The sequence below is a fragment of the Pseudomonas sp. LBUM1662 genome (assembly GCF_059695915.1).
Genome location: NZ_CP166793.1, coordinates 5,239,659 through 5,266,047, shown reverse-complemented (window position 1 = coordinate 5,266,047; position 26,389 = coordinate 5,239,659). Strand labels below are relative to the sequence as shown.

The 26,389-nt window shown below is 58.9% G+C and carries 28 protein-coding genes and 1 tRNA gene; 21 read left to right on the top strand and 8 right to left on the bottom strand.

What is annotated here, in order from left to right; all coding sequences use genetic code 11:
• Positions 1-306: 306 nt before the first annotated feature.
• A complete protein-coding gene (locus ACA049_RS23895; protein ID WP_497330321.1) occupies positions 307-732 on the top strand; it encodes an HIT domain-containing protein in 426 nt (141 codons plus the stop codon).
• A 3-nt stretch (positions 733-735) separates the two neighbouring features.
• Positions 736-942, top strand: coding sequence for a SlyX family protein (locus tag ACA049_RS23890; protein ID WP_010457497.1), 207 nt, complete (start codon positions 736-738; stop codon positions 940-942).
• A gap of 75 nt (positions 943-1,017) precedes the next feature.
• Here the strand turns inward: ACA049_RS23890 and ACA049_RS23885 are convergent, their stop codons facing one another.
• Positions 1,018-1,620 (bottom strand): cold-shock protein, encoded by a 603-nt coding sequence (locus ACA049_RS23885; RefSeq protein ID WP_074879478.1) that lies wholly within the window; start codon positions 1,618-1,620, stop codon positions 1,018-1,020.
• A gap of 307 nt (positions 1,621-1,927) precedes the next feature.
• Here ACA049_RS23885 and ACA049_RS23880 point away from each other — a divergent pair, with 307 nt between their 5' ends.
• From ACA049_RS23880 to nadA, 19 genes are all read left to right on the top strand, one after another.
• A complete protein-coding gene (locus ACA049_RS23880) occupies positions 1,928-2,398 on the top strand; it encodes a Dps family protein (RefSeq protein WP_094470990.1) in 471 nt (156 codons plus the stop codon).
• Positions 2,399-2,661: 263 nt separating this feature from the next.
• Entirely contained in the window at positions 2,662-3,000 is a 339-nt protein-coding gene (locus tag ACA049_RS23875) for a ribbon-helix-helix domain-containing protein (protein ID WP_497330319.1), read from the top strand.
• 134 nt (positions 3,001-3,134) lie between these two features.
• Positions 3,135-3,356, top strand: coding sequence for an FmdB family zinc ribbon protein (locus ACA049_RS23870; protein WP_010457489.1), 222 nt, complete (start codon positions 3,135-3,137; stop codon positions 3,354-3,356).
• 94 nt (positions 3,357-3,450) lie between these two features.
• Positions 3,451-5,226 (top strand): aspartate--tRNA ligase, encoded by a 1,776-nt coding sequence (gene aspS, locus ACA049_RS23865; protein WP_497330317.1) that lies wholly within the window; start codon positions 3,451-3,453, stop codon positions 5,224-5,226.
• A 120-nt stretch (positions 5,227-5,346) separates the two neighbouring features.
• Entirely contained in the window at positions 5,347-6,093 is a 747-nt protein-coding gene (locus ACA049_RS23860) for a YebC/PmpR family DNA-binding transcriptional regulator (protein WP_497330315.1), read from the top strand.
• Between the two features lie 156 nt (positions 6,094-6,249).
• Positions 6,250-6,774 carry a crossover junction endodeoxyribonuclease RuvC gene (ruvC, locus tag ACA049_RS23855; protein ID WP_008147379.1) on the top strand — a complete coding sequence of 175 codons (525 nt, stop codon included), beginning with the start codon at positions 6,250-6,252 and terminating at the stop codon, positions 6,772-6,774.
• A 114-nt stretch (positions 6,775-6,888) separates the two neighbouring features.
• The gene (gene ruvA / locus ACA049_RS23850) at positions 6,889-7,503 is read left to right on the top strand and encodes a Holliday junction branch migration protein RuvA (protein WP_064679388.1); all 615 of its coding nucleotides are present in this window, start codon (positions 6,889-6,891) and stop codon (positions 7,501-7,503) included.
• A complete protein-coding gene (gene ruvB, locus ACA049_RS23845) occupies positions 7,504-8,565 on the top strand; it encodes a Holliday junction branch migration DNA helicase RuvB (protein ID WP_008147374.1) in 1,062 nt (353 codons plus the stop codon). It abuts the gene before it with no gap.
• 127 nt (positions 8,566-8,692) lie between these two features.
• On the top strand, positions 8,693-9,160 hold the full coding sequence (ybgC, locus tag ACA049_RS23840) for a tol-pal system-associated acyl-CoA thioesterase (protein ID WP_010457477.1): 468 nt from the start codon (positions 8,693-8,695) through the stop codon (positions 9,158-9,160).
• A complete protein-coding gene (tolQ, locus tag ACA049_RS23835) occupies positions 9,150-9,845 on the top strand; it encodes a protein TolQ (RefSeq protein ID WP_008147369.1) in 696 nt (231 codons plus the stop codon). The genes ybgC and tolQ overlap by 11 nt, the downstream gene beginning before the upstream one ends.
• 23 nt (positions 9,846-9,868) lie before the next feature.
• Positions 9,869-10,321 (top strand): protein TolR, encoded by a 453-nt coding sequence (tolR, locus tag ACA049_RS23830; protein ID WP_162556275.1) that lies wholly within the window; start codon positions 9,869-9,871, stop codon positions 10,319-10,321.
• On the top strand, positions 10,321-11,400 hold the full coding sequence (gene tolA / locus ACA049_RS23825; RefSeq protein ID WP_497330313.1) for a cell envelope integrity protein TolA: 1,080 nt from the start codon (positions 10,321-10,323) through the stop codon (positions 11,398-11,400). Before tolR ends, tolA begins: the two co-directional genes overlap by 1 nt.
• Positions 11,401-11,429: 29 nt before the next feature.
• On the top strand, positions 11,430-12,698 hold the full coding sequence (gene tolB, locus ACA049_RS23820) for a Tol-Pal system beta propeller repeat protein TolB (RefSeq protein WP_461976189.1): 1,269 nt from the start codon (positions 11,430-11,432) through the stop codon (positions 12,696-12,698).
• 52 nt (positions 12,699-12,750) lie between these two features.
• A complete protein-coding gene (gene pal / locus ACA049_RS23815) occupies positions 12,751-13,248 on the top strand; it encodes a peptidoglycan-associated lipoprotein Pal (RefSeq protein ID WP_003178634.1) in 498 nt (165 codons plus the stop codon).
• Between the two features lie 6 nt (positions 13,249-13,254).
• Positions 13,255-14,088, top strand: a complete 834-nt coding sequence (ybgF, locus tag ACA049_RS23810) for a tol-pal system protein YbgF (RefSeq protein ID WP_497330311.1) — start codon at positions 13,255-13,257, stop codon at positions 14,086-14,088.
• 165 nt (positions 14,089-14,253) lie between these two features.
• The gene (gene queE / locus ACA049_RS23805; RefSeq protein WP_497313233.1) at positions 14,254-14,901 is read left to right on the top strand and encodes a 7-carboxy-7-deazaguanine synthase QueE; all 648 of its coding nucleotides are present in this window, start codon (positions 14,254-14,256) and stop codon (positions 14,899-14,901) included.
• Position 14,902: 1 nt separating this feature from the next.
• Positions 14,903-15,595 (top strand): 7-cyano-7-deazaguanine synthase QueC, encoded by a 693-nt coding sequence (queC, locus tag ACA049_RS23800; RefSeq protein WP_497330309.1) that lies wholly within the window; start codon positions 14,903-14,905, stop codon positions 15,593-15,595.
• Positions 15,596-15,658: 63 nt separating this feature from the next.
• Positions 15,659-15,734, top strand: a tRNA-Lys gene (locus ACA049_RS23795).
• Positions 15,735-16,006: 272 nt separating this feature from the next.
• Positions 16,007-17,065 (top strand): quinolinate synthase NadA, encoded by a 1,059-nt coding sequence (gene nadA / locus ACA049_RS23790; RefSeq protein ID WP_077748706.1) that lies wholly within the window; start codon positions 16,007-16,009, stop codon positions 17,063-17,065.
• 125 nt (positions 17,066-17,190) lie between these two features.
• Here the strand turns inward: nadA and ACA049_RS23785 are convergent, their stop codons facing one another.
• From ACA049_RS23785 to gcsR, 7 genes are all read right to left on the bottom strand, one after another.
• Positions 17,191-17,679 (bottom strand): RDD family protein, encoded by a 489-nt coding sequence (locus ACA049_RS23785; RefSeq protein WP_253431151.1) that lies wholly within the window; start codon positions 17,677-17,679, stop codon positions 17,191-17,193.
• Between the two features lie 96 nt (positions 17,680-17,775).
• Positions 17,776-17,988, bottom strand: a complete 213-nt coding sequence (locus ACA049_RS23780) for a cold-shock protein (protein ID WP_003175786.1) — start codon at positions 17,986-17,988, stop codon at positions 17,776-17,778.
• 404 nt (positions 17,989-18,392) lie between these two features.
• The gene (gene gcvT, locus ACA049_RS23775) at positions 18,393-19,517 is read right to left on the bottom strand and encodes a glycine cleavage system aminomethyltransferase GcvT (RefSeq protein WP_497330306.1); all 1,125 of its coding nucleotides are present in this window, start codon (positions 19,515-19,517) and stop codon (positions 18,393-18,395) included.
• Positions 19,518-19,555: 38 nt separating this feature from the next.
• The gene (locus tag ACA049_RS23770; protein WP_497330304.1) at positions 19,556-20,932 is read right to left on the bottom strand and encodes an L-serine ammonia-lyase; all 1,377 of its coding nucleotides are present in this window, start codon (positions 20,930-20,932) and stop codon (positions 19,556-19,558) included.
• Between the two features lie 163 nt (positions 20,933-21,095).
• The gene (gcvP, locus tag ACA049_RS23765) at positions 21,096-23,948 is read right to left on the bottom strand and encodes an aminomethyl-transferring glycine dehydrogenase (protein WP_497330302.1); all 2,853 of its coding nucleotides are present in this window, start codon (positions 23,946-23,948) and stop codon (positions 21,096-21,098) included.
• A gap of 11 nt (positions 23,949-23,959) precedes the next feature.
• Entirely contained in the window at positions 23,960-24,343 is a 384-nt protein-coding gene (gcvH, locus tag ACA049_RS23760; RefSeq protein WP_008027813.1) for a glycine cleavage system protein GcvH, read from the bottom strand.
• A gap of 430 nt (positions 24,344-24,773) precedes the next feature.
• Positions 24,774-26,282, bottom strand: coding sequence for a transcriptional regulator GcsR (gcsR, locus tag ACA049_RS23755; protein WP_497330300.1), 1,509 nt, complete (start codon positions 26,280-26,282; stop codon positions 24,774-24,776).
• Positions 26,283-26,389 lie beyond the last annotated feature (107 nt).

Sequence of the window (26,389 nt, the reverse complement as noted above, 5' to 3'; positions counted from 1 at the left end):
GCTGACGCACTCAGCGTAGACGCACTGTGCGGTTTTGGTGCAAAAAATCTTAATCGCTGTGCTGAAATCACACAGTGCGGTAACGGATTCATCTGGAACTATTCATTGGTTATCAGTCATTTCGTCATTTTTGGTGTGACCAGCGGTTCTGTAATGGTGCGCCGTGAGCAAAAAAGGCCCATATAGGGGCGCTCTTGCGGCGTGAAGCCAGTGGCGTTCACGGGTATGCTGCCGTCCTGTCGCTTGGTTCGCCGCCGGTTGGGAGGCGCGCTAAGCTGAAAACTGATGAGTGCGGGAGTGCGCGCGGTGTTCGCTTTAGATCCACGACTACAACAAGACACGCTACCGATTGGCGATTTCCCGCTGTGCCGGTTGCTGTTATCCAATGATTCGAACTACCCCTGGTTCATCCTGGTGCCACGCCGCGACGATATCAGTGAGATATTTCAGTTGGGTGTCGCAGATCAACAGTTGTTGTGGCAGGAAACGACTGTGCTGGCGGGGTTGCTCAAAGACTCGTTCGGCGCCGACAAGATGAATGTCGGGGCTCTGGGCAATGTCGTCAGTCAGTTGCACATGCATGTGATTGTGCGCATGCGTGAGGATGCCGCCTGGCCGGCCCCGGTCTGGGGCAAGCACCCGGCCGTGCCTTACAGCGCGGCGCAGGTCGCGACGATTCGCGAGCGGCTGCGTCTGGTGTTAACCGAAGACTTCACGTTTCTGGAGGGTTGAATCATGAGCCTGGAAGATCGCGTTACCGATCTGGAGAGCCAATTGGCGTTTCAGGATGACACCATCCAGTCATTGAGCGATGTGCTGGCGACGCAGCAGCGCGCCGTTGAGCGCCTGCAATTGCAGATGGCCGCATTGCTCAAGCGCCAGGAAGAAATGGCCGGCCAGTTCGAAACCTTCGAAGAAGAAGCACCGCCGCCTCACTACTAACCACCCTGTTACTAATAGTCAGGCAATAAAAAACCGCGAACAGCCAGGCTGTTCGCGGTTTTTTTTAGCCTTGAATCAGCGGCGCGGCAATGCCGCGATCACGTCTTCGGCTTGCAGCCCTTTGTCACGATTCATGACAGAGAACTCCACGCGCTGGCCTTCAACCAGAACACGGTGACCTTCGCCACGAATGGCCCGGAAATGCACGAAAATATCATCGCCGGAATCACGGGAAATAAAGCCGAAGCCTTTGGACGTGTTGAACCACTTGACGGTGCCGGTATCGCGATTGCTCATGTCGTAGCTTGGCGAGGCGGCGGCCGGTGAAGATTTGTAGAAGCTGATAGCCAGGTGCAGCAGAACGGCGATCAGCGCAGCCACCAGGCTGAACAGGACGGCAGGTTGACCGGCGATGACAGGCATTGGTGCGAGCAACGTCAGGGTTTGCAGGACGACAGCCAGGACCAGCAGGGCGCTGACCAGGTTTTGCAGTTGGTGACGTGGGCCTTTGTTCCAGTAAGGGATAACGGGAGCAAGGGTGAGGTTGAGCAGGCCGAAAAAGGCCAGGTACAGCGCGTCGGGTTGTTGCAGGTAAGGGACTGCTTCGGATCGCAGGCTAGGGATGAAGGACAACAGCAAAGCTGCTGCGCCCATTAGCAGGTGGACGATTTTCAACATTTTGATTAACTCACGTTAAGACGGATCACAAGGAAGAGCTGATGGAGCACGGTTCGCTTCAGAACAATAAGAGGCGTTGGACACGTACCCGGTACCAGCCTATGCGCAGCCCCCGGAAAATAGGCGGTCGCGACACACCGTCTATTTAACAGCAAAGCCTGCAGCTACTCAAATCAGGCAGTCCGGCGGTGCTTCGCGGGGCGATTTGTCGCAGGCCATTGTGCAATCCCGGGCTGCGAGGGGGTGGCAGGCTTGCTAGAGTGGTCCTGCACCTGTTGGATGAACTCATCACCTTTAGGAGATAAGCATGGCAATCGATATCGGTATCAGTGAAGAGGACCGCAAGTCCATCGTCGACGGGCTTTCACGTCTGCTGTCGGACACTTATGTGCTGTATTTGAAAACCCATAACTTCCATTGGAATGTCACCGGTCCCATGTTTCGGACCTTGCACCTGATGTTCGAGGAGCAATACAACGAGTTGGCCCTGGCCGTCGATTCGATTGCCGAGCGCATTCGCGCCCTAGGGTTTCCAGCGCCCGGCGCCTATTCGATTTATGCCCGGCTGTCCTCTATTAAGGAAGAAGCCGGCGTGCCGAGCGCCGAAGACATGATCAAGCAGCTTGTTGATGGCCAGGAAGCGGTCACCCGTACGGCGCGCGGGATCTTCCCGCTGCTGGAAAAAGTCAGCGACGAGCCGACAGCCGACCTGCTGACCCAGCGCATGCAAGTCCACGAAAAAACCGCGTGGATGCTGCGGTCTCTGCTGGATCAGTAATATCGCCAATACGCGAATGATGCCCGTCGGGTGTTATTCGCGCTCTTTGACTTCTTCAAATCGCTTTTTCGCGCGTTAAAACTCGTCTGGTTGTGTAGGAAAATGACCGGCCTAGGACGGTCTCCATGATCGCCATTCAGTTGTTGGCTTATCCTACGTCGATGGTCATAAAGTCATCTGGATATACCTTTGCGCCTGCGCTTTTATAAGGCCACGCAGAGTGCTCTTACAGAAGGCAAGGATGACAAAGGAGTGTCAACGATATGGATTATGGAGACAGGCGAAGCGAGGGGAGGGTCGGTCCGGGCAAAGACATAAGGATTGATCCGTTTGTCAGCGAATTTGATATGGGGCTGGCCCAGCCTCTATCCCGGTCGGTGCGGCTGAATGGCTTTGCCACCTGCTTGCGGCTTGAGCAGGTGTACTGGGATATTTTGGGTGATATGGCCAAGGTCAATTGCTGTACGGTCAGTGCGTTGCTGTCCCATGTGGACCGCGAGGTGCACTTGCGTCATGGCGGGGTCAAGAACTTTACCGGGCTGGTGCGGGTTGTCTGCGTCGTGCACAGCCTGAAAGAAGGAGGCTGCGTCGCGATGCCCTAGCCACGGCCGTGGATCGGGCAGAGTCGGTCTGTGCAGTCTTACGGCTGCACAGGCCGCATTTAATGGATATAATCCCGCTCTTTGCCGCAAAACCCTGCGTGTGCGGTAGCAATCTGATCGCCGAGACAACCCCCATGCCGATGTACGACTATCAATGTGCTTCCTGTGGTCATCAGTTGGAAGCCATTCAAAAGATCAGCGCAGCACCGCTGGTCGACTGCCCTGCCTGCCAGGCGCCAGAGCTTAAAAAGATGCTGTCCATGCCGGGCTTCCGCCTGAGCGGCACCGGCTGGTACGAAACCGATTTCAAGACCGGTTCCAAGAAGAATCTGGCCGGCGGCGACAAAGCTGACTAAGGTCTGGAACCTGAGTTGAACGACACGCGCGAGCCCTTGCAACCTCTGCAAGGCCTCCAACCGAATTTCGATTACGAGAAGTGAAACCACTACCATGATGCGCAGCCATTATTGCGGCCAACTGAACGAAGCCCTGGAAGGCCAGGAAATTACCCTTTGCGGATGGGTTCACCGTCGCCGTGACCACGGTGGGGTGATTTTCCTCGATATCCGTGATCGTGACGGTCTGGCCCAGGTAGTGTTCGATCCGGACCGCGCCGAGAGCTTCGCCGCCGCCGATCGCGTGCGCAGCGAGTACGTCGTCAAGATCACCGGCAAGGTTCGCCTGCGTCCGGCCGGTGCCACCAACGCCAACATGGCGTCGGGCATGATCGAAGTCCTGGGCTACGAGCTGGAAGTGCTGAACGAATCGGAAACCCCGCCGTTCCCGCTGAACGAGTTCTCCGACGTCGGTGAAGAAACCCGCCTGCGTTATCGCTTCCTTGATCTGCGTCGCCCGGAAATGGCCGAGAAGCTGCGTCTGCGTTCGCGCATGACCACCAGCATCCGTCGCTACCTGGACGAGAACGGCTTCCTCGACGTCGAGACGCCGATCCTGACCCGCGCTACTCCGGAAGGCGCACGTGACTATCTGGTGCCGAGCCGTACTCACGCCGGTTCGTTCTTCGCCTTGCCGCAATCGCCGCAGCTGTTCAAGCAATTGCTGATGGTGGCCGGCTTCGACCGTTACTACCAGATCGCCAAGTGCTTCCGCGACGAAGACCTGCGTGCCGACCGTCAGCCTGAATTCACCCAGATCGACATCGAAACCAGCTTCCTCGATGAAAAAGACATCATGGGCCTCACCGAAGGCATGATCCGCAACCTGTTCAAGGAAGTGCTGGACCTGGAATTCGGCGAATTCCCGCACATGACCTTCGAAGAAGCCATGCGTCGCTACGGTTCCGACAAGCCAGATTTGCGTAACCCGCTGGAACTGGTGGATGTGGCCGACCAGCTCAAAGAAGTCGATTTCAAGGTCTTCAGCGGTCCAGCCAACGATCCGAAATGCCGCGTTGCCGCCTTGCGCGTACCTGGCGCGGCGAGCATGCCGCGCAAGCAGATCGACGACTACACCAAGTTCGTCGGCATCTACGGTGCCAAGGGCTTGGCGTACATCAAGGTCAACGAGCGCGCCAAAGGCGTTGAAGGTCTGCAATCGCCGATCGTCAAGAACATCCCTGAAGCCAACCTCAACGTGATCCTCGATCGCGTTGGCGCAGTTGACGGCGACATCGTGTTCTTCGGTGCCGACAAGTCGAAGATCGTCAGCGAAGCCCTGGGCGCGCTGCGGATCAAGGTCGGCAACGACCTGGACTTGCTGACCTGCAAGTGGGCGCCAATGTGGGTCGTTGACTTCCCGATGTTCGAAGAGAACGACGACGGCAGCTTCAGCGCCTTGCACCACCCGTTCACCGCGCCGAAGTGCACCCCGGAAGAACTGGAAGCCAACCCGGCGACCGCTCTGTCCCGTGCCTACGACATGGTCCTGAACGGCACCGAGCTGGGTGGCGGTTCGATCCGTATCCACCGCAAGGAAATGCAACAGTCGGTGTTCCGTCTGCTGGGTATCAACGAAGCGGAACAGGAAGAGAAGTTCGGCTTCCTGCTCGACGCCCTGAAATACGGCGCGCCGCCGCACGGTGGCCTGGCCTTCGGTCTGGACCGTCTGGTCATGCTGATGACCGGCGCCCAGTCGATCCGTGAAGTGATTGCCTTCCCGAAAACCCAGAGCGCGGCTGACGTCATGACTCAGGCTCCGGGTGTGGTAGATGCCAAGGCATTGCGCGAACTGCACATTCGTCTGCGCGAAACGCCAAAGGCTGAGTAAGGCTGACTGTAAAGGCGCATCCTTTTGGGATGCGCCTTTTCTTTAGGTCGAGATTTTTTGTTGCTGGCCGACACTCCATGTGTGGCGGGCGATGTTTCAAAGAGAAATTCGGAGCGAGATATGGCGGGTCATTCCAAGTGGGCGAACATCAAGCACCGCAAAGAACGTCAGGATGCCAAGAAGGGCAAGATTTTCACCAAGTGGATTCGTGAGCTGACCGTTGCGGCCCGTCAGGGCGGCGGTGATCCAGGCTCCAACCCGCGCCTGCGTCTGGCGCTGGACAAGGCTCTTGGCGCCAACATGAGCCGCGACATCATTGATCGCGCGGTGGCCCGCGGTGCTGGCGCTGCCGACACCGACGACATGGTCGAGCTGACCTACGAAGGCTACGGCCCGGGTGGCGTGGCGGTGATGGTCGAGTGCATGACCGACAACCGCAATCGCACCGCAGCCGCTGTTCGCCACGCGTTCAGCAAGTGCGGCGGCAACCTCGGTACTGACGGTTCGGTGGCGTATTTGTTCGAGCGCAAGGGGCAGATTTCCTTCGCGCCGGGTGTCGATGAAGACGCGCTGATGGAAGCGGCCATGGAGGCCGACGCCGATGACGTGGTGACCCATGATGACGGCTCGATTGACGTGTTCACCTCGTTCGCCGGCTTCTACGCCGTGCGTAACGCGCTGGAAGCGGCGGGTTTCAAAGGCGATGACGCGGAAATCGTGATGCTGCCGACCACGAGTGCCGAACTGGACCTGGAAGGCGCCGAGAAGGTGCTCAAGCTGATCGACATGCTCGAAGACCTTGATGACGTGCAGAACGTCTATTCGAACGCGGATATTCCGGAATCGGTGGCCGCACAGCTGGGTTGATGCATTGGATAAAGATCGCAGCCTTTGCCTGGCCCCTGTAGGAGCTGGCGAAGCCTGCGATCTTTTGACTTTAAGATCGAAAATCAAAAGATCGCAGCCTTCGGCAGCTCCTACACGGTTATCCTGAGGCCACCGCGTTCTCTTCCTGCAGGCGTTATGACTTTAATTCTTGGTATCGACCCCGGTTCGCGCATCACCGGTTATGGCGTGGTACGTGATACCGGGCGTGGCTGCGTGTACGTGGCGTCGGGTTGCATTCGCACCGGGTCCGGTGAACTGCATGAGCGTCTGCAAATCGTCTATCGCGGTGTGCGTGAAGTCATCCAGACCTACGGCCCGGTGACCATGGGCATTGAAAAAGTCTTTATGGCGCGCAATGCCGACTCTGCCCTCAAGCTCGGTCAGGCTCGGGGTGCTGCGATTGTGGCGGGGGCCGAAGAAAGCCTGGAGATCGCCGAATACACCGCAACCCAGGTCAAGCAAGCGGTGACCGGCACCGGTGCCGCCAATAAAGAGCAGGTGCAGATGATGGTCATGCACATGCTGAAACTGACCAGCAAGCCGCAAATCGATGCTTCGGATGCCTTGGCCATTGCCATTTGTCACGCGCATACCCGTTCCAGCCTGTTGCCCCATGGCCTGGGAACGGCACGCAGTCGTGGCGGGCGCCTGCGTCTCTGATAGCATCAGCAGTCATTTTTAGGGAATGAGGGTTTTGCGCCTGTGTTGTCGGCGCAAACCCTTGTTCTGTCAGTCGCCAGTCGTTGATCTGGCCAACGCTCAAGGATCTGAAACGTGATTGGACGCTTGCGCGGCACACTGGCTGAGAAACAGCCGCCGCACCTGATTCTGGATGTAAACGGTCTGGGGTATGAGCTGGAAGTGCCCATGACCACGCTGTATCGCTTGCCGTCGGTCGGTGAACCGCTGACCTTGCACACCCATTTGGTCGTACGTGAAGACGCGCAGTTACTCTATGGCTTCTTCGGCAAGCGTGAGCGAGACTTTTTTCGCGAGTTGATCCGTCTCAATGGTGTAGGGCCGAAATTGGCTCTGGCGTTGATGTCGAGCCTGGAAGTGGATGAGCTGGTCCGTTGCGTGCAATCCCAGGACACTTCGGCGCTGACCAAGGTGCCGGGCGTGGGCAAGAAGACCGCCGAGCGTTTGCTGGTGGAACTCAAGGACCGCTTCAAGGCGTGGGAAACCGTGCCGGCGATGTTCGCCCTGGTGCCGAACCAACCGGGCGGGCCTGATGCGGCGCCGGTCGCCACCGCCGAAAATGACGCGGTCAGCGCGCTGATTTCCCTGGGTTACAAGCCGCAGGAAGCCAGCAAGGCGATTTCCGCGATCAAGGAGAAAGGTTTGAGCAGTGAAGACATGATTCGTCGTGCCCTGAAGGGAATGATCTAAGTGATTGAAGCTGATCGTCTGATTGCCGCCACGCCCGGCCCTCGCGACCGCGAGGAAGTCCAGGACCGGGCGATTCGTCCTGTCAGCCTGGCCGAATACATTGGCCAGCCGACCGTTCGCGAGCAAATGGAGTTGTTCATCCAGGCCGCACGCGGGCGTAACGAGTCCCTGGACCACACGCTGATTTTTGGCCCGCCGGGTCTGGGCAAGACCACCCTGGCGAACATCATCGCCCAGGAAATGGGCGTGTCGATCAAAAGCACCTCGGGTCCGGTGCTTGAGCGTCCAGGCGATCTGGCAGCGCTGTTGACCAACCTCGAACCTCACGACGTGCTGTTCATCGACGAAATCCATCGGCTGTCGCCGATCGTCGAAGAAGTGCTGTATCCGGCCATGGAAGATTTCCAGCTCGACATCATGATCGGTGAAGGGCCGGCTGCGCGCTCGATCAAGCTGGATCTGCCGCCGTTCACCCTGGTGGGGGCGACGACCCGTGCCGGCATGCTGACCAATCCGTTGCGCGACCGCTTCGGTATCGTCCAGCGCCTGGAGTTCTACAACACCGCCGACCTGGCGACTATTGTCAGCCGTTCGGCGAACATCCTCGGCTTGCCGCTGGACCCGGAAGGCGCCTTTGAGATCGCCCGCCGTGCCCGCGGCACCCCACGGATCGCCAACCGTTTGCTGCGCCGGGTTCGGGATTTCGCCGAAGTTCGTGCCAAGGGCCACATCACCAAACCGATCGCCGACTTGGCCTTGAACCTGCTGGATGTCGACGAGCGTGGCTTCGATCACCAGGACCGGCGTCTGCTGTTGACCATGATCGAGAAGTTCGATGGTGGGCCGGTTGGCGTGGACAGCCTGGCGGCGGCGATCAGCGAAGAGCGCCACACCATTGAAGACGTGCTGGAGCCGTACCTGATCCAGCAGGGCTACATCATGCGCACGCCGCGGGGGCGAGTGGTCACCCGGCACGCGTATCTGCACTTCGGTTTAAACATTCCGTCACGATTGGGCGAGATGCCCGTGGTAGACGAGTTCCTTGATGCCGTAGACGATTAATCACCTTTGCGGGCTGATTTATTCGGAGTTTGTGCGGTCTGAGGACCGTACTTTCACCAGAAAGCCGCGAATCAATGAAAAACAGTTGCCTGGCCGGATTGGCAACCTGAGGAGTAAGCACTAGAGTATGCGCGCGCAAAACGGGCTTGAGCCTTTCGCACTTCGTTGTCGCGTTTATTACGAGGACACCGATGCGGGCGGCATCGTGTATTACGTCAATTACCTCAAGTTTATGGAACGGGCTCGAACCGAGCGGCTCCGGGATCTGGGCTTTGCCCAGTCCCAGCTGGCAGGGGAGGACCTGTTGTTTGTCGTGCATTCCAGCGAAGCGCGTTATCACGCGCCGGCGCGACTGGACGACGAGCTTCTGGTAAGCGCTGAAGTAATCGAATTGAACCGTGTCAGCCTGCGCTTCAAGCAACAGGTCAGGCGAGCCACGGATAATGCGCTGCTCTGCGAAGGGCAGTTTCTGGTGGCCTGTGTGCGCACTGAAAGTTTAAAACCCCGGGCCATTCCCGAAGCTCTACGTGCGGCCTTTGCCGACGTGAGCGGCGCGGGTACACACTCAAAGCAGGAGATAAAGCGTGGAAGCTAACGTCGTCGACCATTCCTCCATGTGGAGCCTGGTCAGCAATGCCAGTATCGTGGTGCAACTGGTAATGCTGATCCTGGTAGCCGCATCGGTGACCTCATGGATCATGATCTTTCAGCGCAGCAACCTGCTGCGCGCCGGTCGACGTGCCCTGGAGAGCTTTGAAGAGCGCTTCTGGTCCGGCATCGACCTGTCCAAACTCTACCGTCAGGCCGGCAGCAACCCTGATCCGGACTCGGGCGTCGAGCAGATCTTCCGTGCCGGTTTCAAGGAATTCTCCCGTCTGCGTCAGCAGCCAGGCGTTGATCCTGAAGCGGTCATGGAAGGCGTGGCCCGTGCCATGCGCGTCGCCATTTCCCGCGAAGAAGAGAAGCTCGAGCAGAGCCTGCCGTTCCTCGCCACCGTCGGTTCCGTCAGCCCGTACATCGGTCTGTTCGGTACGGTCTGGGGGATCATGAACTCCTTCCGTGGCCTGGCCACTGCCCAGCAAGCAACCCTGGCCACTGTGGCTCCGGGTATTGCCGAAGCACTGATCGCCACCGCGATCGGCCTGTTCGCCGCCATCCCGGCCGTTATCGCTTACAACCGTTTTGCTGCTCGCAGCGAAACCCTGCTGGGCCGTTACTACACCTTCGCCGATGAATTCCAGGCGATCCTGCACCGCAAAGTGCACACCAGCGAAGAATAAGCAGGTAATTTCCAATGGCTTTAATCGCTCGAGCTCGCAAAAAGCGCAAGCCGGTTGCCGAGATGAACGTGGTGCCTTACATCGACGTGATGCTGGTGCTGCTGGTCATCTTCATGGTGACCGCTCCGATGCTCAATCAGGGCGTGAAAGTTGATCTGCCCAAGGTTTCCAGCGAAGCCTTGCCGCAGGACAACAACACCCAGGTCCTGACCATTTCGATCAAGTCTGACAAGACCTATTACTGGAACCTTGGCAGCGAAGTCGACACTGAAAAGCAACAGGACAAGGCCATGACCTTGCCGCAGATGACTGACGCGGTGACCAAGATCATCCGCGCCGGTACTGAAGGCGGCAAGCGCACCCAGGTGTTCATTCGCGGCGACAAGACCGTCGATTACGGTTCCGTGATGGGCGCCATGGGCGGGTTGCAGAAAGCCGGGGTCGGTAATGTTGGCTTGATTACCGAGGCACCCTGATGCAGCAAATGCGAGAGCCGTCCGCCTCGGAAAGCTACTTCTGGCCTAGTGTCCTGGCGATTGTCTTGCACGTGCTGGTGTTCGGCATGCTGTTCGTCAGTTTCGCCTTCACGCCGGAGCTGCCGCCGGCCAAGCCGATTGTCCAGGCGACCTTGTACCAGCTGAAATCGAAAAGTCAGGCGACCACCCAGACCAATCAGAAGATTGCGGGTGAGGCGAAGAAATCTGCCGCGCGTCAGACCGAAGTCGAACAGATGGAACAGAAAAAGATCGAACAGGAAGCGATCAAGGCCGCGGAACAAAAGAAGGAAGATGCGGCTCAAAAAGCCGAAGAATCCAAGAAGGCCGACGAGACTAAAAAAGCGGAAGAGGCAAAAAAGGCTGATGAAGCCAAGAAAGCCGATGAAGCCAAGAAGACCGCCGAAGCCAAAAAGGCCGAAGAGAAACAATTGGCTGATATAGCCAAGAAGAAATCTGAAGAAGAAGCCAAGAAAGCGGCTGAAGAAGAGGCCAAGAAAGCGGCCGCTGAAGAAGCCAAGAAAAAGATTGTCGAAGACGCGAAGAAGAAAGCCGCGGAAGACGCCAAGAAGAAATCTGAAGCTGAAGAGGCGAAGAAGAAAGTCGCCGAAGACGCGAAGAAGAAAGCTGCTGCCGATGCTGCGAAGAAGAAATCGCAGGAAGCGGCGCGTAAATCTGTCGATGAGAAGAAGGCTCAGGCCTTGGCAGATTTGCTTTCCGATACGACTGAGCGTCAGCAAGCCTTGGCGGATGAGCAGGGTGATGAAGTCGCGGGTAACTTCGATGATCTGATTCGCTCGCGTGCTTCTGAAGGTTGGGCGCAGCCACCGTCGGCCCGCAAGGGCATGAAGGTGATCCTGCAAATCAACATGCTGCCTGATGGAACAATCTCTGGCGTATCGGTTGCCAAGTCCAGCGGTGATGTACCGTTCGACAGTTCAGCGGTAGCGGCGGTAAAAAATATTGGTCGATTGACCGAAATGCAGGGTCTGAAGCCAGCTGATTTCGCACCCTATCGTTCATTCAAGATGACATTCACACCTGAGGATCTAGCCTTGTGAGAAACCTTCTTCGAGGACTGCTTGTAGTCATGTTCTGCTTTGCAGGACTGGCCACCGCAGATGAAAAAAATATCCTGGTCAGCAGTGGTAGCTCCCAGGCAACTCCAATTGCCGTAGTGCCATTCGGTTTCCAGGGCGGCACCGTGCTGCCGGATGACATGGCCGAAATCATCGGCAACGACCTGCGCAACTCGGGTTACTACGCGCCGATTCCAAAGCAGAACATGATCAGCCAGCCGAGCCAGGCCAGCGAAATCATTTTCCGTGACTGGAAGGCGATCAACGCTCAGTACATTATGGTCGGCAGCATTGTTCCAGCGGGCGGTCGCCTGCAGGTTCAATACGCTCTGTTCAACGTCGCCACCGAGCAGCAAGTGCTGACCGGCAGCGTGTCGGGCAGCGTCGATCAACTGCGCGACATGTCGCACTACATCGCTGACCAGTCGTTCGAAAAACTCACCGGTATCAAAGGTGCGTTCTCGACTCGTCTGCTGTACGTGACGGCCGAACGCTTCTCCGAGAAGAACACGCGCTACACGCTGCAACGCTCGGACTATGACGGTGCCCGCGCCGTGACCCTGCTGCAATCGCGCGAGCCGATCCTGTCGCCGCGTTTCGCACCGGATGGCAAGCGCATCGCTTACGTCTCGTTCGAACAGAAGCGTCCGCGTATCTTCATGCAGAACATCGACACCGGTCGCCGTGAGCAGATCACCAACTTCGAAGGCCTGAATGGCGCACCAGCGTGGTCGCCGGATGGCAATCGCCTGGCATTCGTACTGTCGAAAGACGGTAACCCGGACATCTACGTGATGAACCTGGGTTCGCGTCAGATCACTCGCGTCACCAACGGTCCCGGCATCAACACCGAGCCGTTCTGGGGTAAGGATGGTTCGACCATCTACTTCACCTCCGACCGTGGCGGCAAGCCACAGATCTACAAAACCAGCGTCGGTGGTGGCGGTGCGGAACGTGTGACCTTTATTGGTAACTACAACGCCAACCCTAAATTGTCGGCTGATGAAAAGACCCTGGTGATGATTCACCGCCAGGATGGCTTCACTAATTTCAAGGTGGCGGCCCAGGATTTGCAGCGCGGTAGTGTAAAGATCCTCACTGATAGCACTCTGGACGAGTCGCCTACTGTTGCGCCCAACGGCACCATGGTAATCTACGCCACCCGCCAGCAGGGCCGGGGAGTCTTGATGCTCGTGTCCATTAATGGACGCGTGAGGCTCCCGCTTCCTACCGCACAAGGCGAAGTCAGAGAACCGTCCTGGTCCCCTTACCTGAACTGACGCGGCGCTACACGTTTTACTTAACACACTGGGGTTCATTAGGAGTTTCACGATGGAAATGCTGAAGTTTGGTAAATTTGCTGCGCTGGCTCTGGCCATGGCTGTAGCTGTAGGTTGCTCGTCCAAAGGCGGCGACAACGCCGGTGAAGGCGCTGTTGATCCAAACGCTGGTTACGGCGCTAACACTGGTGCCGTTGATGGCTCCCTGAGCGAAGAAGCTGCTCTGCGCGCAATCACCACCTTCTACTTCGAATACGACAGCTCGGACCTGAAGCCAGAAGCCATGCGCGCTCTGGACGTTCACGCCAAAGACCTGAAAGCAAACGGCGCTCGCGTTGTTCTGGAAGGCAACACCGACGAACGTGGTACTCGTGAGTACAACATGGCACTGGGCGAGCGTCGTGCGAAAGCCGTTCAGCGCTACCTGGTACTGCAAGGTGTTTCCCCAGCTCAGCTGGAACTGGTTTCCTACGGCGAAGAGCGTCCAGTTGCTACCGGCAACGACGAGCAGTCCTGGGCTCAAAACCGTCGCGTCGAACTGCGTAAGTAATTCGTCATGCGAACGTGCCGTCGTGCTGTAACTGTTTTGGCCCTCAGCCTCGCACCGCTTGCGGTGTGGGCTGCGGTTCCTGTGGTCGATAACGACTCCGGCTATAACAATAGCGGGACTAGTAATCCGCCTGCGGGTTACGGTACGAACGGCGCCTATGCCGGGGGAGGGGTTTCGGCCCCTGTCTCGGCACAGGGCGAGCTGTTCAACCAATTGCAATCCATGCAGGAGCAGATCTCACGCCAACAGGGTGTGATCGAAGTTCTGCAAAATGATGTAGCGCGCATGAAGCAGGAGAACCTGGAGCGATATCAGGATCTTGATCGGCGCATAGGAACCGGCGTTGCACCAGCCGCAACTCCTGATAATTCTTCCACCGGTGGCAGTTTGAATGCCCCCGGTGCAGCAGCTGGCGCAGGAGCGGCAGCCGCTCAAGCGCCTGCCGCGGGTAGCGAGCCGGCTGATCCGGCGAAGGAAAAACTGTATTACGATGCAGCCTTCGACCTGATCAAAGCCAAGGATTTCGACAAGGCCAGCCAGGCTTTTGCCGCATTCCTGCGCAAGTACCCGAACAGCCAATACGCGGGCAATGCCCAGTACTGGTTGGGCGAAGTGAATTTGGCCAAAGGCGATCTGCAAGGTGCAGGTCAGGCATTTGCCAAGGTTTCGCAGCTGTATCCCAAGCACCCCAAAGTGCCTGATTCGCTGTACAAGCTGGCTGATGTAGAACGCCGCCTCGGTCACACCGACAAGGTCAAAGGCATTCTGCAACAGGTCGTGTCGCAATACCCGGGCACTTCCGCCGCTCAGCTGGCTCAACGCGATTTGCAGCGCATGTAAGGCTGTTTGACCCGTTTTGAAGAAACCCGCGCCTGTCGCGGGTTTTTTCGTTAGAATTCACCCCCTTTTTTGAAACACGCTTTTTGGGATCTGCGCGATGGCGGGGTTCCTTGAAGTGCCTGACGGAGGCGGACAGCCTGTTTAGCTGTTATGCCCGTGGCGACTATGCAAGACACATTGAGAATCACCGAAGTTTTCTACTCGTTGCAGGGTGAAACGCGGACTGCCGGGCTGCCCACAGTTTTTGTGCGCCTGACCGGTTGCCCATTGCGTTGCCAATATTGCGACAGCGCGTACGCGTTCACTGGCGGCACCATTCGCCCGCTCGATGACATCCTCGAGCAAGTGGCCGGTTTTCGTCCGCGTTACGTCTGTGTTACCGGCGGCGAGCCGCTGGCACAACCCAACGCCATTCCATTGCTCAAGCAGTTGTGTGACGCCGGTTACGAAGTGTCACTGGAAACCAGTGGTGCTCTCGACATCTCGGCGGTAGATTCCCGGGTCAGTCGCGTCGTCGACCTGAAAACGCCGGGTTCGAAAGAAGCTCATCGCAACCGCTACGAGAACATCGAACTGCTCACGCCCAACGATCAGGTGAAGTTTGTCATCTGCTCGCGGGAAGACTACGACTGGGCTGTGTCCAAGCTGATTCAGTACGGTCTGGACAAGCGTGCAGGCGAAGTCCTGTTCTCGCCAAGTCACCATGACCTGAATGCGCGAGACCTGGCTGACTGGGTGGTGGCGGACAACCTGCCAGTGCGCCTGCAATTGCAGCTGCATAAATATCTTTGGAATGACGAGCCGGGGCGCTGAAATGACTGAACAACTGAACACTGCTGAAAAACGTGCGGTCATCCTGCTGTCCGGCGGGCTCGACTCCGCGACGGTCGTGGCCATGGCTCGTGCTGAAGGCTACAGCTGCTACACCATGAGCTTCGATTACGGTCAGCGCTCGCTCGCCGAGCTGCATGCCGCCGAACGTGTCGCCCGTGACCTGGGTGTGGTGGAACACAAGGTGATTGGCCTGAACCTGAACGGCATCGGCGGTTCGGCACTGACCGACAGCAGCATCGATGTGCCAGAAGAAGCGGGCGAAGGTATTCCGGTGACTTACGTGCCGGCGCGCAACACGGTGTTTCTGTCCCTGGCGCTCGGTTGGGCTGAAGTGCTCGGTGCGCGTGACATCTTTATCGGCGTGAATGCGGTGGACTATTCCGGTTACCCGGACTGCCGTCCCGAGTTCATCGAGTCGTTCGAACGCATGGCCAATCTGGCGACGAAGGCCGGTGTAGAGGGCAATGGCTTCCGAATTCAGGCGCCGTTGCAGAACCTGAGCAAGGCGCAGATCGTCCAGGCAGGAGTGAAGCTGGGCGTCGATTATGGGCTCACCGTTTCCTGCTATCAGGCGGACGATAACGGCCGTGCGTGCGGCAAATGCGACAGCTGCCGACTGCGCGCAGAAGGCTTTGCAGCGGCCGGCGTAAGCGACCCTACACCTTATTTTTGATTTATTTCAAATTAGGTGTTGAATAGTCCTTAAAAATCAGTATTATACGCGCCACCACACAGCGGGTCGTTAGCTCAGTTGGTAGAGCAGTTGGCTTTTAACCAATTGGTCGTAGGTTCGAATCCCACACGACCCACCATTTTTGTAGCAGTTTTAAAAGTCTGGAAGGCCCACGCAAGTGAGGATTTCCGGATTTTTTTTTGCCCGCGATTTGAGCTCGGCCCAACGCGGGGCTGCACCGCGTGACGCAGGTCAGAATCATCTTTTGCATCCTCCGGATATTCTGTAGCCTTGCGCATCTTCACCGCTGTCCGTGCCTGATGATACTCACTCTCCCGGCGGTACCCTGAAGGGTCCGGAGCCGGGTGTATACTCGACTTTCGCGCGAAAGCGCCTGCAGGTCTTGCGAACATGACGCAGATTTCCGAACGCCTTCTGGTTCAAGCCCACCTCGATGCCAAGCAGCCCAAGCCGCTGACCGTCGAGGAGGAAGCTTTTTACCGTGCCGCCATCGCTGCCGAGCTAAAGGCTCAGGACGCGGTGCTGGTTGCTCACTTCTATTGCGATCCGGTGATTCAGGCCCTGGCCGAAGAAACCGGTGGTTGCGTCTCCGACTCGCTGGAGATGGCCCGCTTCGGCAGTGCTCACCCGGCCAAGACCGTGCTGGTCGCCGGTGTGAAGTTCATGGGCGAAACCGCCAAAATCCTCAATCCTGAAAAACGCATTCTGATGCCGACCCTGGAAGCGACCTGCTCGCTGGACCTCGGTTGCCCGGTGGATGAGTTCTCGGCGTTTTGCGATCAGCACCCGGAACGCACGGTGGTGGTGTATGCCAACACCTCGGCGGCGGTCAAAGCCCGGGCGGATTGGGTGGTGACGTCCAGCTGTGCGCTGGAGATCGTCGAAAGCCTGATGGATAACGGCGAAACCATCATCTGGGGCCCGGACAAACACCTGGGCACCTACATCCAGCGTCAGACCGGTGCAGACATGCTGCTATGGGACGGTGCCTGCATCGTTCACGAAGAGTTCAAGTCCAAGCAGCTTGAAGACATGAAAGCGCTGTACCCGGACGCCGCGATTCTGGTGCACCCGGAGTCGCCGACCTCGGTGATCGAGCTGGCGGATGCCGTCGGTTCCACCAGTCAGTTGATTGCGGCGGCGCAGAGCCTGCCGAACAAGACACTGATCGTCGCCACCGATCGCGGCATCTTCTACAAGATGCAGCAGCTGTGCCCGGACAAGGTCTTCATAGAGGCACCAACGGCCGGTAACGGCGCAGCGTGCCGCAGTTGCGCACACTGCCCGTGGATGGCGATGAACACCCTTGAGCGCACGCTGAAGTGCTTGAAGGAAGGGACGAACGAGATCTTTGTGGATCCGGCGCTGATTCCGCAGGCGATTCGGCCGTTGAAGCGGATGCTCGACTTCACCCAGGCTGCGCGGATGAAACTGGCCGGTAACGCTTAAGTAGTCGTAAAAACTGTGGGAGCGGGCTTGCTCGCGAAGGCGGAGTGTCAGACAACGTTTATGTCGTCTGACACTCCGCCTTCGCGAGCAAGCCCGCTCCCACAGTGATGTTTGTTTGCCGAAAATTATTTGGTTTTCTTCGGGATGCGCACCAGCTGGGTATTGGAATACATGTCATGCCAGCTGCGTTTCTGTTTATCGAACAGCGACCAGATGAACCCGAGGCCAACGCACAACAGCGACGCGATCGACACCACAAAGCGCAGCAGCGCCTGCCACAGACTGATCGATGAACCATCAGCGTTCTGCACGCGAATGCACCACACCTGCATGCCCAGTGTCTGACCGGACCAGGTCCAGAACTTGGCGAAGAAACCGAACAGCACAAACAGCAACACCGTCGACAGCAACGGATCGCCGTCCAGCGCGCCGGCTTCGGTCAGGGTGCGCATCTTGTCTTCGCCGATGATTGCCATTTGGATCATCTTGTAAATGCCGCTGGTGACGATCAGCAGGGCGGTACACAAGAGGAAGTCATAGAACATCGCTGCCAGGCGACGACCCAGGGTAGCGGCGGGAAAGTCGCCCTGGGGTTTGAGCAGGTGTTTCGACATGGCAGCCTCTGGACGGAAAAAAGAAGCCATTTTACGGATTTACGCGCACAAAAAAGCCCCTGATGTCAGCATCAGGGGCTTTTTCGTTACAGAAGATTAGGCTTCTGCTTGAACTTCGTCAGCCTGCATGCCTTTCTGGCCTTGCACAGCAACGAAAGTCACTTTCTGGCCTTCTTTCAGGCTCTTGAAGCCGTTGCCCTGAATAGCGCGGAAATGCACGAACAGATCCGGACCGCTTTCTGGAGTGATAAAACCAAAACCTTTCTCGTCGTTAAACCACTTGACGGTACCGCTCTGACGTTGGGACATTTCTTATTTCCTTTGACGCAATAATTAATGACAGTCTCCTTCTCATGAAAGAGTACTGGGGCTGGTTGCAGGAGAGTAAGAAGACGTCGAACGGGATGTAGCTAACTTGTAGGCTACTGCCCAGGTCACGATTCCAAGCGACCCATGCAAACACAGTGAACAAACTCTACGCCAACTACGGGAGAAAAAACAAGCCCCGTGAGAGGCCCGGTTTTGCTCGGGCTGATGGCGTTAGTGTGTCCACTAGTGCGGGCTTATTCGATCAGCTTGTTCAATTGTTTTCGAACGTTATAAGCAACGTTCATAAACGAAGCTTATAACCAGAGGTATGCACTGTTTTATGGCGGTTGCGTTACACATTAGTGCACTGTTAACGCAACCGCGTTACTTATAGAAACAGTCAATCAGCCGCGATAGTAGCGTTGTGGAACAAATGGCATTTTGCTTACAAGCAAAGGCACCTTTTTCCCACGAACAATCGCCCATACCGGTGTGTCGATAGCGATATAAGCGCTGTCGAGGTAACCCATGGCCAATGGACCGCCCAGAGTCGGACCGAAACCACCGCTGCAAACAGCACCGATGATGTCGCCTGCTTCGTTGACGATTTCTGCGCCTTCACGCACCGGTGTGCGTTCCTGAGGCAGCAGACCCACGCGCTTACGGCTGACGCCGGCTTGTTGTTGAGCGAACACGGTCTCGGCGCCAGGGAAACCGCCGGCCCGTGCGCCATCAGCGCGACGTGGCTTGGAGATGGCCCACAGCAGGCTCGCTTCGATCGGGGTGGTCTCGGTGTTCATGTCGTGGCCGTAGAGGCACAGGCCGGCTTCCAGGCGCAGCGAGTCGCGAGCGCCAAGGCCGATGGCGGCTACTTCAGGCTCAGCCAGCAGGGCGCGAGCCAGGGCTTCGGCGTTGGCGGCCGGTACGGAGATTTCAAAACCGTCTTCACCGGTGTAGCCCGAACGGCTGACAAAGCATTCGACGCCCAGCAGTTTCACGCGGGTGAACTGCATGAAAGTCATCTTGGCCACTTCAGGCGCCAGGCGTGCGAGCACGGTGACCGCGGCCGGACCTTGCAACGCCAGCAGCGCGCGTTCTTCGAACAGCGGCTCAATGGTGCACTGATCGCCGATGTGTTTGCGCAGGTGCGCGAGGTCTTGATCCTTGCAGGCAGCGTTGACCACCAGGAACAGTTCGTCGTTACCCAGGTTGGCGACCATCAAGTCGTCGAGGATGCCACCGGTTTCGTTGGTGAACATCGCATAGCGCTGCATGCCCACCGGCAGGTCGATGATGTCCACCGGCACCAGGGTTTCCAGGGCCTTGGCGGCATTGGCGCCGGTCAGGCGGATCTGGCCCATGTGCGAGACATCGAACAGCCCGGCCTGATCACGGGTGTGCTGGTGTTCTTTCATCACGCCCAACGGGTATTGCACCGGCATGTCGTAGCCGGCGAACGGCACCATGCGTGCGCCGAGTTCGATGTGCAGGGCGTGCAGCGGGGTTTTCAGCAATTGTTCGGTGGACATATTCAGCTCCTGAAAAAGTGTGCGGATGCGCGTGAGCATCAGCACTCGATAATGTTGACCGCCAAACCGCCACGGGCGGTTTCCTTGTATTTGCTTTTCATGTCGGCGCCGGTCTGACGCATGGTGCGGATGACCTTGTCGAGGGAGACGAAGTGCTGACCGTCGCCGCGCAGGGCCATGCGCACGGCGTTGATGGCTTTCACCGAACCCATGGCGTTGCGCTCGATGCAAGGCACTTGCACCAGCCCGCCAATCGGGTCGCAGGTCAGGCCGAGGTTATGTTCCATGCCGATTTCGGCTGCGTTTTCCACTTGCTGCACGGTGCCGCCGAGTACTTCGCACAAGGCGCCGGCCGCCATGGAGCAGGCCACGCCGACTTCACCCTGACAACCGACTTCGGCGCCAGAGATCGAGGCGTTTTCTTTATAGAGAATGCCGATCGCGGCGGCGGTCAGCAGGAAGCGCACGACGCCGTCTTCGGTGGCGCCGGGGATGAAGCGCATGTAGTAATGCAAAACCGCCGGGACGATGCCCGCCGCACCGTTGGTGGGCGCGGTGACGACGCGTCCGCCGTTGGCGTTTTCTTCGTTGACCGCCAAGGCGTACAGGTTGACCCAGTCCAGCACCGACAGCGGGTCGCGCAATGACGATTCCGGGTTCTTGCACAGTTGCCGATGCAGCGCAGCGGCGCGACGTTTGACCTTCAGGCCGCCCGGCAGGATCCCTTCATTACGGCAACCGGCGGCGACGCAATCCTGCATCACTTGCCAGATATTGAGCAGACCAGCACGGGTTTCCGCTTCCGGGCGCCAGGCACTTTCGTTGGTCAGCATCACCTGGCTGATGGACAAGCCGTAAGTGGTGCAATGTGTGAGCAGGTCCTTGGCGCTTTTGAACGGGAAGGTCAGTGGCGTGGCGTCTTCGACAATGCGGTCGGCACCGGCCGCGTCTTCATCGACCACGAAACCGCCGCCGACCGAGTAATACTCGCGGCTGCGGATCTGTATGCCCGCCGCATCAAAAGCGCGAAAGATCATGCCGTTGGGGTGATAGGCCAGCGGTTTGCGGATCATCGCCAGGTGTTCTTTCTCGTTGAACGCAATGCTGTGTTCGCCGAGCAGGTTCAAGCGACCATTGCCACGAATCTCTTGCAGACGCGCGGCGACGGTTTCGGTGTTCACGGTGTCCGGGTGCTCGCCTTCCAGGCCGAGCAACACAGCCTTGTCGCTGCCGTGGCCTTTGCCGGTGGCGCCGAGTGAGCCGTAGAGCTCGACTTTGACGCAGGCGGTTGCCGCCAGCAGCCCTTCACGGCGCAAACCTTCAGCGAAACGCGCAGCGGCGCGCATCGGGCCGACGGTGTGGGAGCTGGAGGGGCCGATGCCAATCTTGAACAGGTCGAACACGCTTAACGACATGAGTTGTTCTCCGGTTTCTTGTTATGAGGAGCACCACGAACCCGTAGGAGCGAGGCTTGCCCGCGAAGAGGCCATTACGGCCGCTAAAGCTTCGCGGGCAAGCCTCGCTCCTACGGGATCGGTGTGTCCTTGTGGGGGCGAGTGAACCCGCCCCCTTATCCGTTTAAGCGTAGCTTTCGATCGACGGGCAGGCGCAAACCAGGTTGCGATCGCCAAACACGTTGTCGACGCGACCGACCGGCGGCCAGTACTTGCCTTCGATCAGCGACGCAACCGGATACACCGCTTGCTCACGGCTGTACGGGTGCGTCCACTCGCCAACGATTTCCGCTGCAGTGTGCGGAGCGTTTTTCAGCGGGTTGTCTTCCTTATCCAGCGTGCCGTTTTCCACCGCGCGGATTTCTTCGCGGATGCGGATCATGGCGTCGCAGAAGCGGTCCAGTTCTTCCCTGGATTCGCTTTCGGTCGGCTCGATCATCAACGTGCCCGCCACCGGGAACGACATGGTCGGGGCGTGGAAACCGAAATCGATCAGGCGCTTGGCGACGTCATCGACGCTGATGCCGCTGCTGTCTTTCAACGGACGCAGGTCGAGGATGCATTCGTGCGCCACCAGGCCGTTGCTGCCGGTGTAGAGCACTGGGTAATGCTCTTCGAGGCGACGGGAAATGTAGTTGGCATTGAGGATCGCCAGCTGCGAAGCGCGTTTGAGACCCGCGCCGCCCATCATCCGAATGTACATCCAGGTGATCGGCAGAATGCTCGCGCTGCCGAACGGTGCCGCGCAGACCGCGCCTTCCTTGCGTTCCATCTGGGCGTGGCCCGGCAGGAACGGGGTCAGGTGCGATTTCACGCCGATCGGGCCGACGCCCGGGCCGCCACCGCCGTGCGGGATGCAGAAAGTCTTGTGCAGGTTCAGGTGGGACACGTCGCCGCCGAACTTGCCCGGTGCGCAGAGGCCGACCATCGCGTTCATGTTGGCGCCGTCGATGTACACCTGGCCGCCGTTGTCATGAATGATGCCGCAGATTTCGCGGATGCCTTCTTCGAACACGCCGTGGGTCGACGGGTAGGTGATCATCAATGCCGCGAGATGCTCGCGGTGCTCGATGGCCTTGGCGCGCAGGTCTTCGATGTCGACGTTACCGCGTGCATCGCAAGCCGTCACAACCACACGCATGCCGGCCATGTTGGCGGTGGCCGGGTTGGTGCCGTGGGCGGAGGACGGGATCAGGCAGATGTCGCGACGGTCTTCGCCACGGCTCTGGTGATAGGCGCGGATGGCCAAGAGACCTGCGTATTCACCTTGCGAACCGGCGTTCGGTTGCAGCGAAATCGCGTCGTAACCGGTCGCGGCGCAGAGCATCGCTTCCAGTTCGTCGGTCAGTTGCTGGTAGCCGGCGCTTTGCTCGGCCGGGGCGAACGGGTGCAGGGCGCCGAATTCAGCCCAGGTCACCGGGATCATTTCGCTGGCGGCGTTAAGTTTCATGGTGCACGAACCCAGCGGGATCATGGTGCGATCCAGCGCCAAGTCCTTGTCGGCCAGCTTGCGCAGGTAGCGCATCAGCTCGGTTTCCGAGTGGTAACGGTTGAACACCGGGTGGCTGAGGATTGGCGATTGGCGTACCAGCGCGGCTGGAATCGTCGCTTGAACCGAAGCGGCGAGGGCGGCGAAGTCCGGCAGGGTTTTGCCGTCGGCCAGCAGGCTCCACAGGGTTTCAACGTCTGCTTGCGAAGTGGTTTCGTCGAGGGACAGGCCCAGACGTTCGGCATCGACGACGCGCAGGTTGATCTGCTGGGTGCGAGCCTTGTCGTGCAGCTTGGCGGTGTTGGCGCCGGTGTTCAGAGTCAGCGTATCGAAGAAGCTTTCTTGCTCGACGTTCAGGCCGATTGCTTTCAGGCCTTGAGCCAGAATCGCAGTCAGGTGATGCACGCGGTTGGCGATCTGCGTCAGGCCTTTCGGGCCGTGGTACACGGCGTACATGCTGGCGATGTTGGCCAGCAACACTTGGGCGGTGCAGATGTTCGACGTGGCCTTCTCGCGACGGATGTGTTGCTCGCGGGTCTGCATCGCCAGGCGCAGGGCCGGCTTGCCGAAACGGTCCACGGAGACACCGACCAGACGGCCCGGCATGTCGCGCTTGAACGCATCTTTAGTGGAGAAGTAAGCGGCGTGCGGGCCACCGAAACCCAGCGGCACGCCGAAGCGTTGTGCGCTGCCAATGGCCACGTCGGCACCGAACTCGCCCGGCGGAGTCAGCACGGTCAGGGCCAGCAGGTCAGCCGCAACGGCGACCAAAGCGTTGGCGGCGTGGAAGCGTTCAGTCAGTTCGCGGTAATCGAACACATCACCGTTGCTCGCCGGGTATTGCAGCAGCGCGCCGAAGAACGGCGTCACGTCGGTCAGTTCAAGCTCGTCGCCAACCACCACGTCGATGCCCAACGGCTCGGCACGGGTGCGCAGCACGTCGAGGGTTTGCGGGTGGCAATGCACGGAAGCGAAGAAGGCGTGGCTGCCCTTGTTCTTGCTCAGGCGTTTGCAGAAGGTCATCGCTTCGGCGGCGGCGGTGGCTTCATCGAGCAGCGAGGCGTTGGCGATCGGCAGGCCGGTGAGGTCGCTGATCAGGGTCTGGAAGTTCAGCAGCGCTTCGAGACGGCCCTGGGAAATTTCTGGCTGGTACGGGGTGTACGCGGTGTACCAGGCCGGATTTTCCAGCAGGTTGCGCAGGATCGGCGACGGCGTGTGCGTGCCGTAGTAACCCTGGCCGATGAAGGTCTTGAACAGCTGGTTTTTGCCGGCGATGGATTTGATCAAGGCCAGGGCATCGGCTTCACTCAGGCCGTCGTCCATGCCCAGGACGCTGGTGCCCTTGATGCTCTCAGGAATGACGCTGGCGCTCAGGGCTTCCAGCGAGTCGAAACCGAGGCTGTTGAGCATCGCTTGCTCGTCGCCGGCACGCGGACCGATGTGGCGAGCAATGAATTCGTTGGCGGTCGAAAGATTTACTTGGGTCATGTCAGCGCTCCTCAGGCTTCGGCGTTGGCTTTGATCAGACGGTCGTAGGCGTCCTGATCCAGCAGTTTGGCGACAGCCGAAGCGTCGGTTGGCTGGAAGCGGAAGAACCAGCCTTCGCCCAGCGGATCTTCGTTGACCAGTTCAGGGCTGCTGTCGAGTGCCGGGTTCACTTCCAGCACTTCACCGTCGAGTGGCATGTACACGCCGCTGGCGGCTTTTACCGATTCCACGGTGGCGGCTTCGGCGCCTTTGTCGTAGGACTGCAGCTCAGGCAGTTGTACGAAAACCACGTCGCCCAGGGCGTTTTGTGCGAAGGCGGTGATGCCGACCGTGACGCTGCCGTCAGCTTCGGTGCGCAGCCATTCGTGATCTTCAGTAAAACGCAACTCGCTCATGGAAACTCCTAAGGGGGCCAGACTCGTCTGGTGGACGCGATGGAATGCTTGGGCTAAAGCCCTGCTTTATGGCGGGTTACTAAGCAATTTCGCGGCCAATGTTTTTTTATCGTTATAAAACAAGTGCTTAATCGATATTTCTGAGCGCGGGGAATCTATGGCTGTAGCGAAATCGCTACAGCAGGAGGCGAAGAAAAAAGCCTAGGTGGATCAAAGCCTTGCACAGCGGTGATCGGGGGAGGGTGTAGCGATATCGTTCCGCTGTAGCGCTTTCAGTACAGGTGGAGGTCGTTTTTGAACTCGGTCTGAAGGCAACGCCGGCCCATGTGGGAGCGGGCTTGCTCGCGAATGCGGTGGACCAGTCAAATCAATGGCAACTGAGATATCGCATTCGCGAGCAAGCCCGCTCCCACATTTTTACCGAGTAGGCCTATGGCTTATTGGGAATGCCGTACTTGCGTAACCGATGGGCAATCGCCGTGTGGGAGGTTTGCAGTCGGCTGGCCAGCTGCCGGGTCGAGGGGTAGCTGACGTAGAGTTTTTCCAGCAGCGTCTTCTCAAACTCTTCCATCGCCTGCTCCAGGCTGTCGACGTCGCTGTCACTCTGGCGCGCCACCGAGGTGCCGGCGATGTCGAGGTCGCCGATGTCCACCAGGCTGCTTTCGCAAATCGCCGCGGCGCGGAAGATCACGTTCTGCAGTTGCCGCACGTTGCCCGGCCAGCGGTTACCGAGCAGCGCGGGGTAAGTCCCCGGCGCCAGACGACACACCGGGCGCTGGATCTGTGCGCAGGCCTGCTGCATGAAATAGCGCGCCAGCAACAGGATGTCCTGGCCGCGTTCGCGCAGCGGCGGGACTTCAACATTGAGGACGTTGAGGCGATAGAACAAGTCTTCGCGGAACGAACCTTCGCTGACCATTTTTTCCAGATTGCGGTGGGTCGCGCTGAGGATGCGTACGTTGACCTTGACCTCGCGATCACCGCCCACCCGACGGAAGCTGCCATCGTTGAGGAAACGCAGCAACTTCGCCTGCAAGTACGGCGACATCTCGCCGATCTCATCTAGAAACACCGTGCCCTGGTTCGCCAGTTCCATCAGCCCCGGTTTACCGCCCCGTTGCGCGCCGGTGAAGGCGCCGGGGGCGTAGCCGAACAGTTCGCTTTCGGCGAGGTTCTCCGGCAATGCCGCGCAGTTCAACGCCAGGAACGGCGAACTGTGCCGCGCACTGATGGCATGGCAAGCCCGCGCCACCAGTTCTTTGCCGGTGCCGGTTTCGCCCTGGATCAACAACGGCGCATCCAATGCCGCAACCCGCTGGGCGCGCGCCTTGAGGGTTCGGATCGCCGGGGACTCGCCGAGCAACGCGTCGAAACCTTCGGCGTGATCGTGGTGCAGCGCCGAGAGGCGTTCGCCGATGCGGTTCGGTTGATAGAGGGTCAGCAGGGCGCCAGCATCGGTGATCGGGGTGGCGTCCAGCAGCAGGGTCTGGCCATTGACGGTGATCTCGCGCAGCGGCAGGCGGAAGCCGTTTTCGAGCAATACGCCGAGCAGTGCCGGGTCGGCGAACAGGTCGGCGACGCTTTCACCGGCCGGTTCGCGACCATACAAAGCAATCAACGCCGGGTTGGCCAGCAGCACTTTTCCGTCGCTGTCCAGCGCCAGTACCGGGTCGGTCATGGCGGCAAGCAGTGCATCGAGCTGCAAGTGCCGACGCTGGCCGGGCAGGATGTCGACCACCGTCATCGCTTGCACGCCACGCACGCTGAGCAACGCATCGCGCAGCTCTTCGAGCACGTCAGGGCTCAGGGTCGGGGCGTCGATATAAACGTTGGGCGGGACCATTTCCACCGCATCCAGATTGAGATTGCGCCCACCGAGCAGGGCCAGGACTTCCTGGGTGATGCCGACGCGGTCGATGAAGCTGACGTGGATACGCATGGGGCGGTTTTCAATCTGGCGAGCGGAGGGGGGCAAGTATGCCTTGGGGCGGGTCTCAGGTGAAATGCGCGTGTTCAACCTGTAGGAGCGAGGCTTGCCCGCGAAGA

What these genes read in the sequence shown, in the direction of transcription:
- ybgF (WP_497330311.1), top strand. Translation starts at nt 13,255, where the DNA reads ATGCGAACGTGCCGTCGTGCTGTAACTGTTTTGGCCCTCAGCCTCGCA.
- nadA (WP_077748706.1), top strand. Translation starts at nt 16,007, where the DNA reads ATGACGCAGATTTCCGAACGCCTTCTGGTTCAAGCCCACCTCGATGCC.
- ACA049_RS23890 (WP_010457497.1), top strand. Translation starts at nt 736, where the DNA reads ATGAGCCTGGAAGATCGCGTTACCGATCTGGAGAGCCAATTGGCGTTT.
- gcsR (WP_497330300.1), bottom strand. Translation starts at nt 26,282, where the DNA reads ATGCGTATCCACGTCAGCTTCATCGACCGCGTCGGCATCACCCAGGAA.
- ACA049_RS23860 (WP_497330315.1), top strand. Translation starts at nt 5,347, where the DNA reads ATGGCGGGTCATTCCAAGTGGGCGAACATCAAGCACCGCAAAGAACGT.
- ACA049_RS23785 (WP_253431151.1), bottom strand. Translation starts at nt 17,679, where the DNA reads ATGTCGAAACACCTGCTCAAACCCCAGGGCGACTTTCCCGCCGCTACC.
- ruvC (WP_008147379.1), top strand. Translation starts at nt 6,250, where the DNA reads ATGACTTTAATTCTTGGTATCGACCCCGGTTCGCGCATCACCGGTTAT.
- ACA049_RS23885 (WP_074879478.1), bottom strand. Translation starts at nt 1,620, where the DNA reads ATGTTGAAAATCGTCCACCTGCTAATGGGCGCAGCAGCTTTGCTGTTG.
- queC (WP_497330309.1), top strand. Translation starts at nt 14,903, where the DNA reads ATGACTGAACAACTGAACACTGCTGAAAAACGTGCGGTCATCCTGCTG.
- gcvH (WP_008027813.1), bottom strand. Translation starts at nt 24,343, where the DNA reads ATGAGCGAGTTGCGTTTTACTGAAGATCACGAATGGCTGCGCACCGAA.
- ACA049_RS23880 (WP_094470990.1), top strand. Translation starts at nt 1,928, where the DNA reads ATGGCAATCGATATCGGTATCAGTGAAGAGGACCGCAAGTCCATCGTC.
- pal (WP_003178634.1), top strand. Translation starts at nt 12,751, where the DNA reads ATGGAAATGCTGAAGTTTGGTAAATTTGCTGCGCTGGCTCTGGCCATG.
- ACA049_RS23870 (WP_010457489.1), top strand. Translation starts at nt 3,135, where the DNA reads ATGCCGATGTACGACTATCAATGTGCTTCCTGTGGTCATCAGTTGGAA.
- ACA049_RS23780 (WP_003175786.1), bottom strand. Translation starts at nt 17,988, where the DNA reads ATGTCCCAACGTCAGAGCGGTACCGTCAAGTGGTTTAACGACGAGAAA.
- queE (WP_497313233.1), top strand. Translation starts at nt 14,254, where the DNA reads ATGCAAGACACATTGAGAATCACCGAAGTTTTCTACTCGTTGCAGGGT.
- tolB (WP_461976189.1), top strand. Translation starts at nt 11,430, where the DNA reads ATGTTCTGCTTTGCAGGACTGGCCACCGCAGATGAAAAAAATATCCTG.
- ybgC (WP_010457477.1), top strand. Translation starts at nt 8,693, where the DNA reads ATGCGCGCGCAAAACGGGCTTGAGCCTTTCGCACTTCGTTGTCGCGTT.
- tolA (WP_497330313.1), top strand. Translation starts at nt 10,321, where the DNA reads ATGCAGCAAATGCGAGAGCCGTCCGCCTCGGAAAGCTACTTCTGGCCT.
- gcvT (WP_497330306.1), bottom strand. Translation starts at nt 19,517, where the DNA reads ATGTCCACCGAACAATTGCTGAAAACCCCGCTGCACGCCCTGCACATC.
- gcvP (WP_497330302.1), bottom strand. Translation starts at nt 23,948, where the DNA reads ATGACCCAAGTAAATCTTTCGACCGCCAACGAATTCATTGCTCGCCAC.
- ACA049_RS23770 (WP_497330304.1), bottom strand. Translation starts at nt 20,932, where the DNA reads ATGTCGTTAAGCGTGTTCGACCTGTTCAAGATTGGCATCGGCCCCTCC.
- ACA049_RS23875 (WP_497330319.1), top strand. Translation starts at nt 2,662, where the DNA reads ATGGATTATGGAGACAGGCGAAGCGAGGGGAGGGTCGGTCCGGGCAAA.
- aspS (WP_497330317.1), top strand. Translation starts at nt 3,451, where the DNA reads ATGATGCGCAGCCATTATTGCGGCCAACTGAACGAAGCCCTGGAAGGC.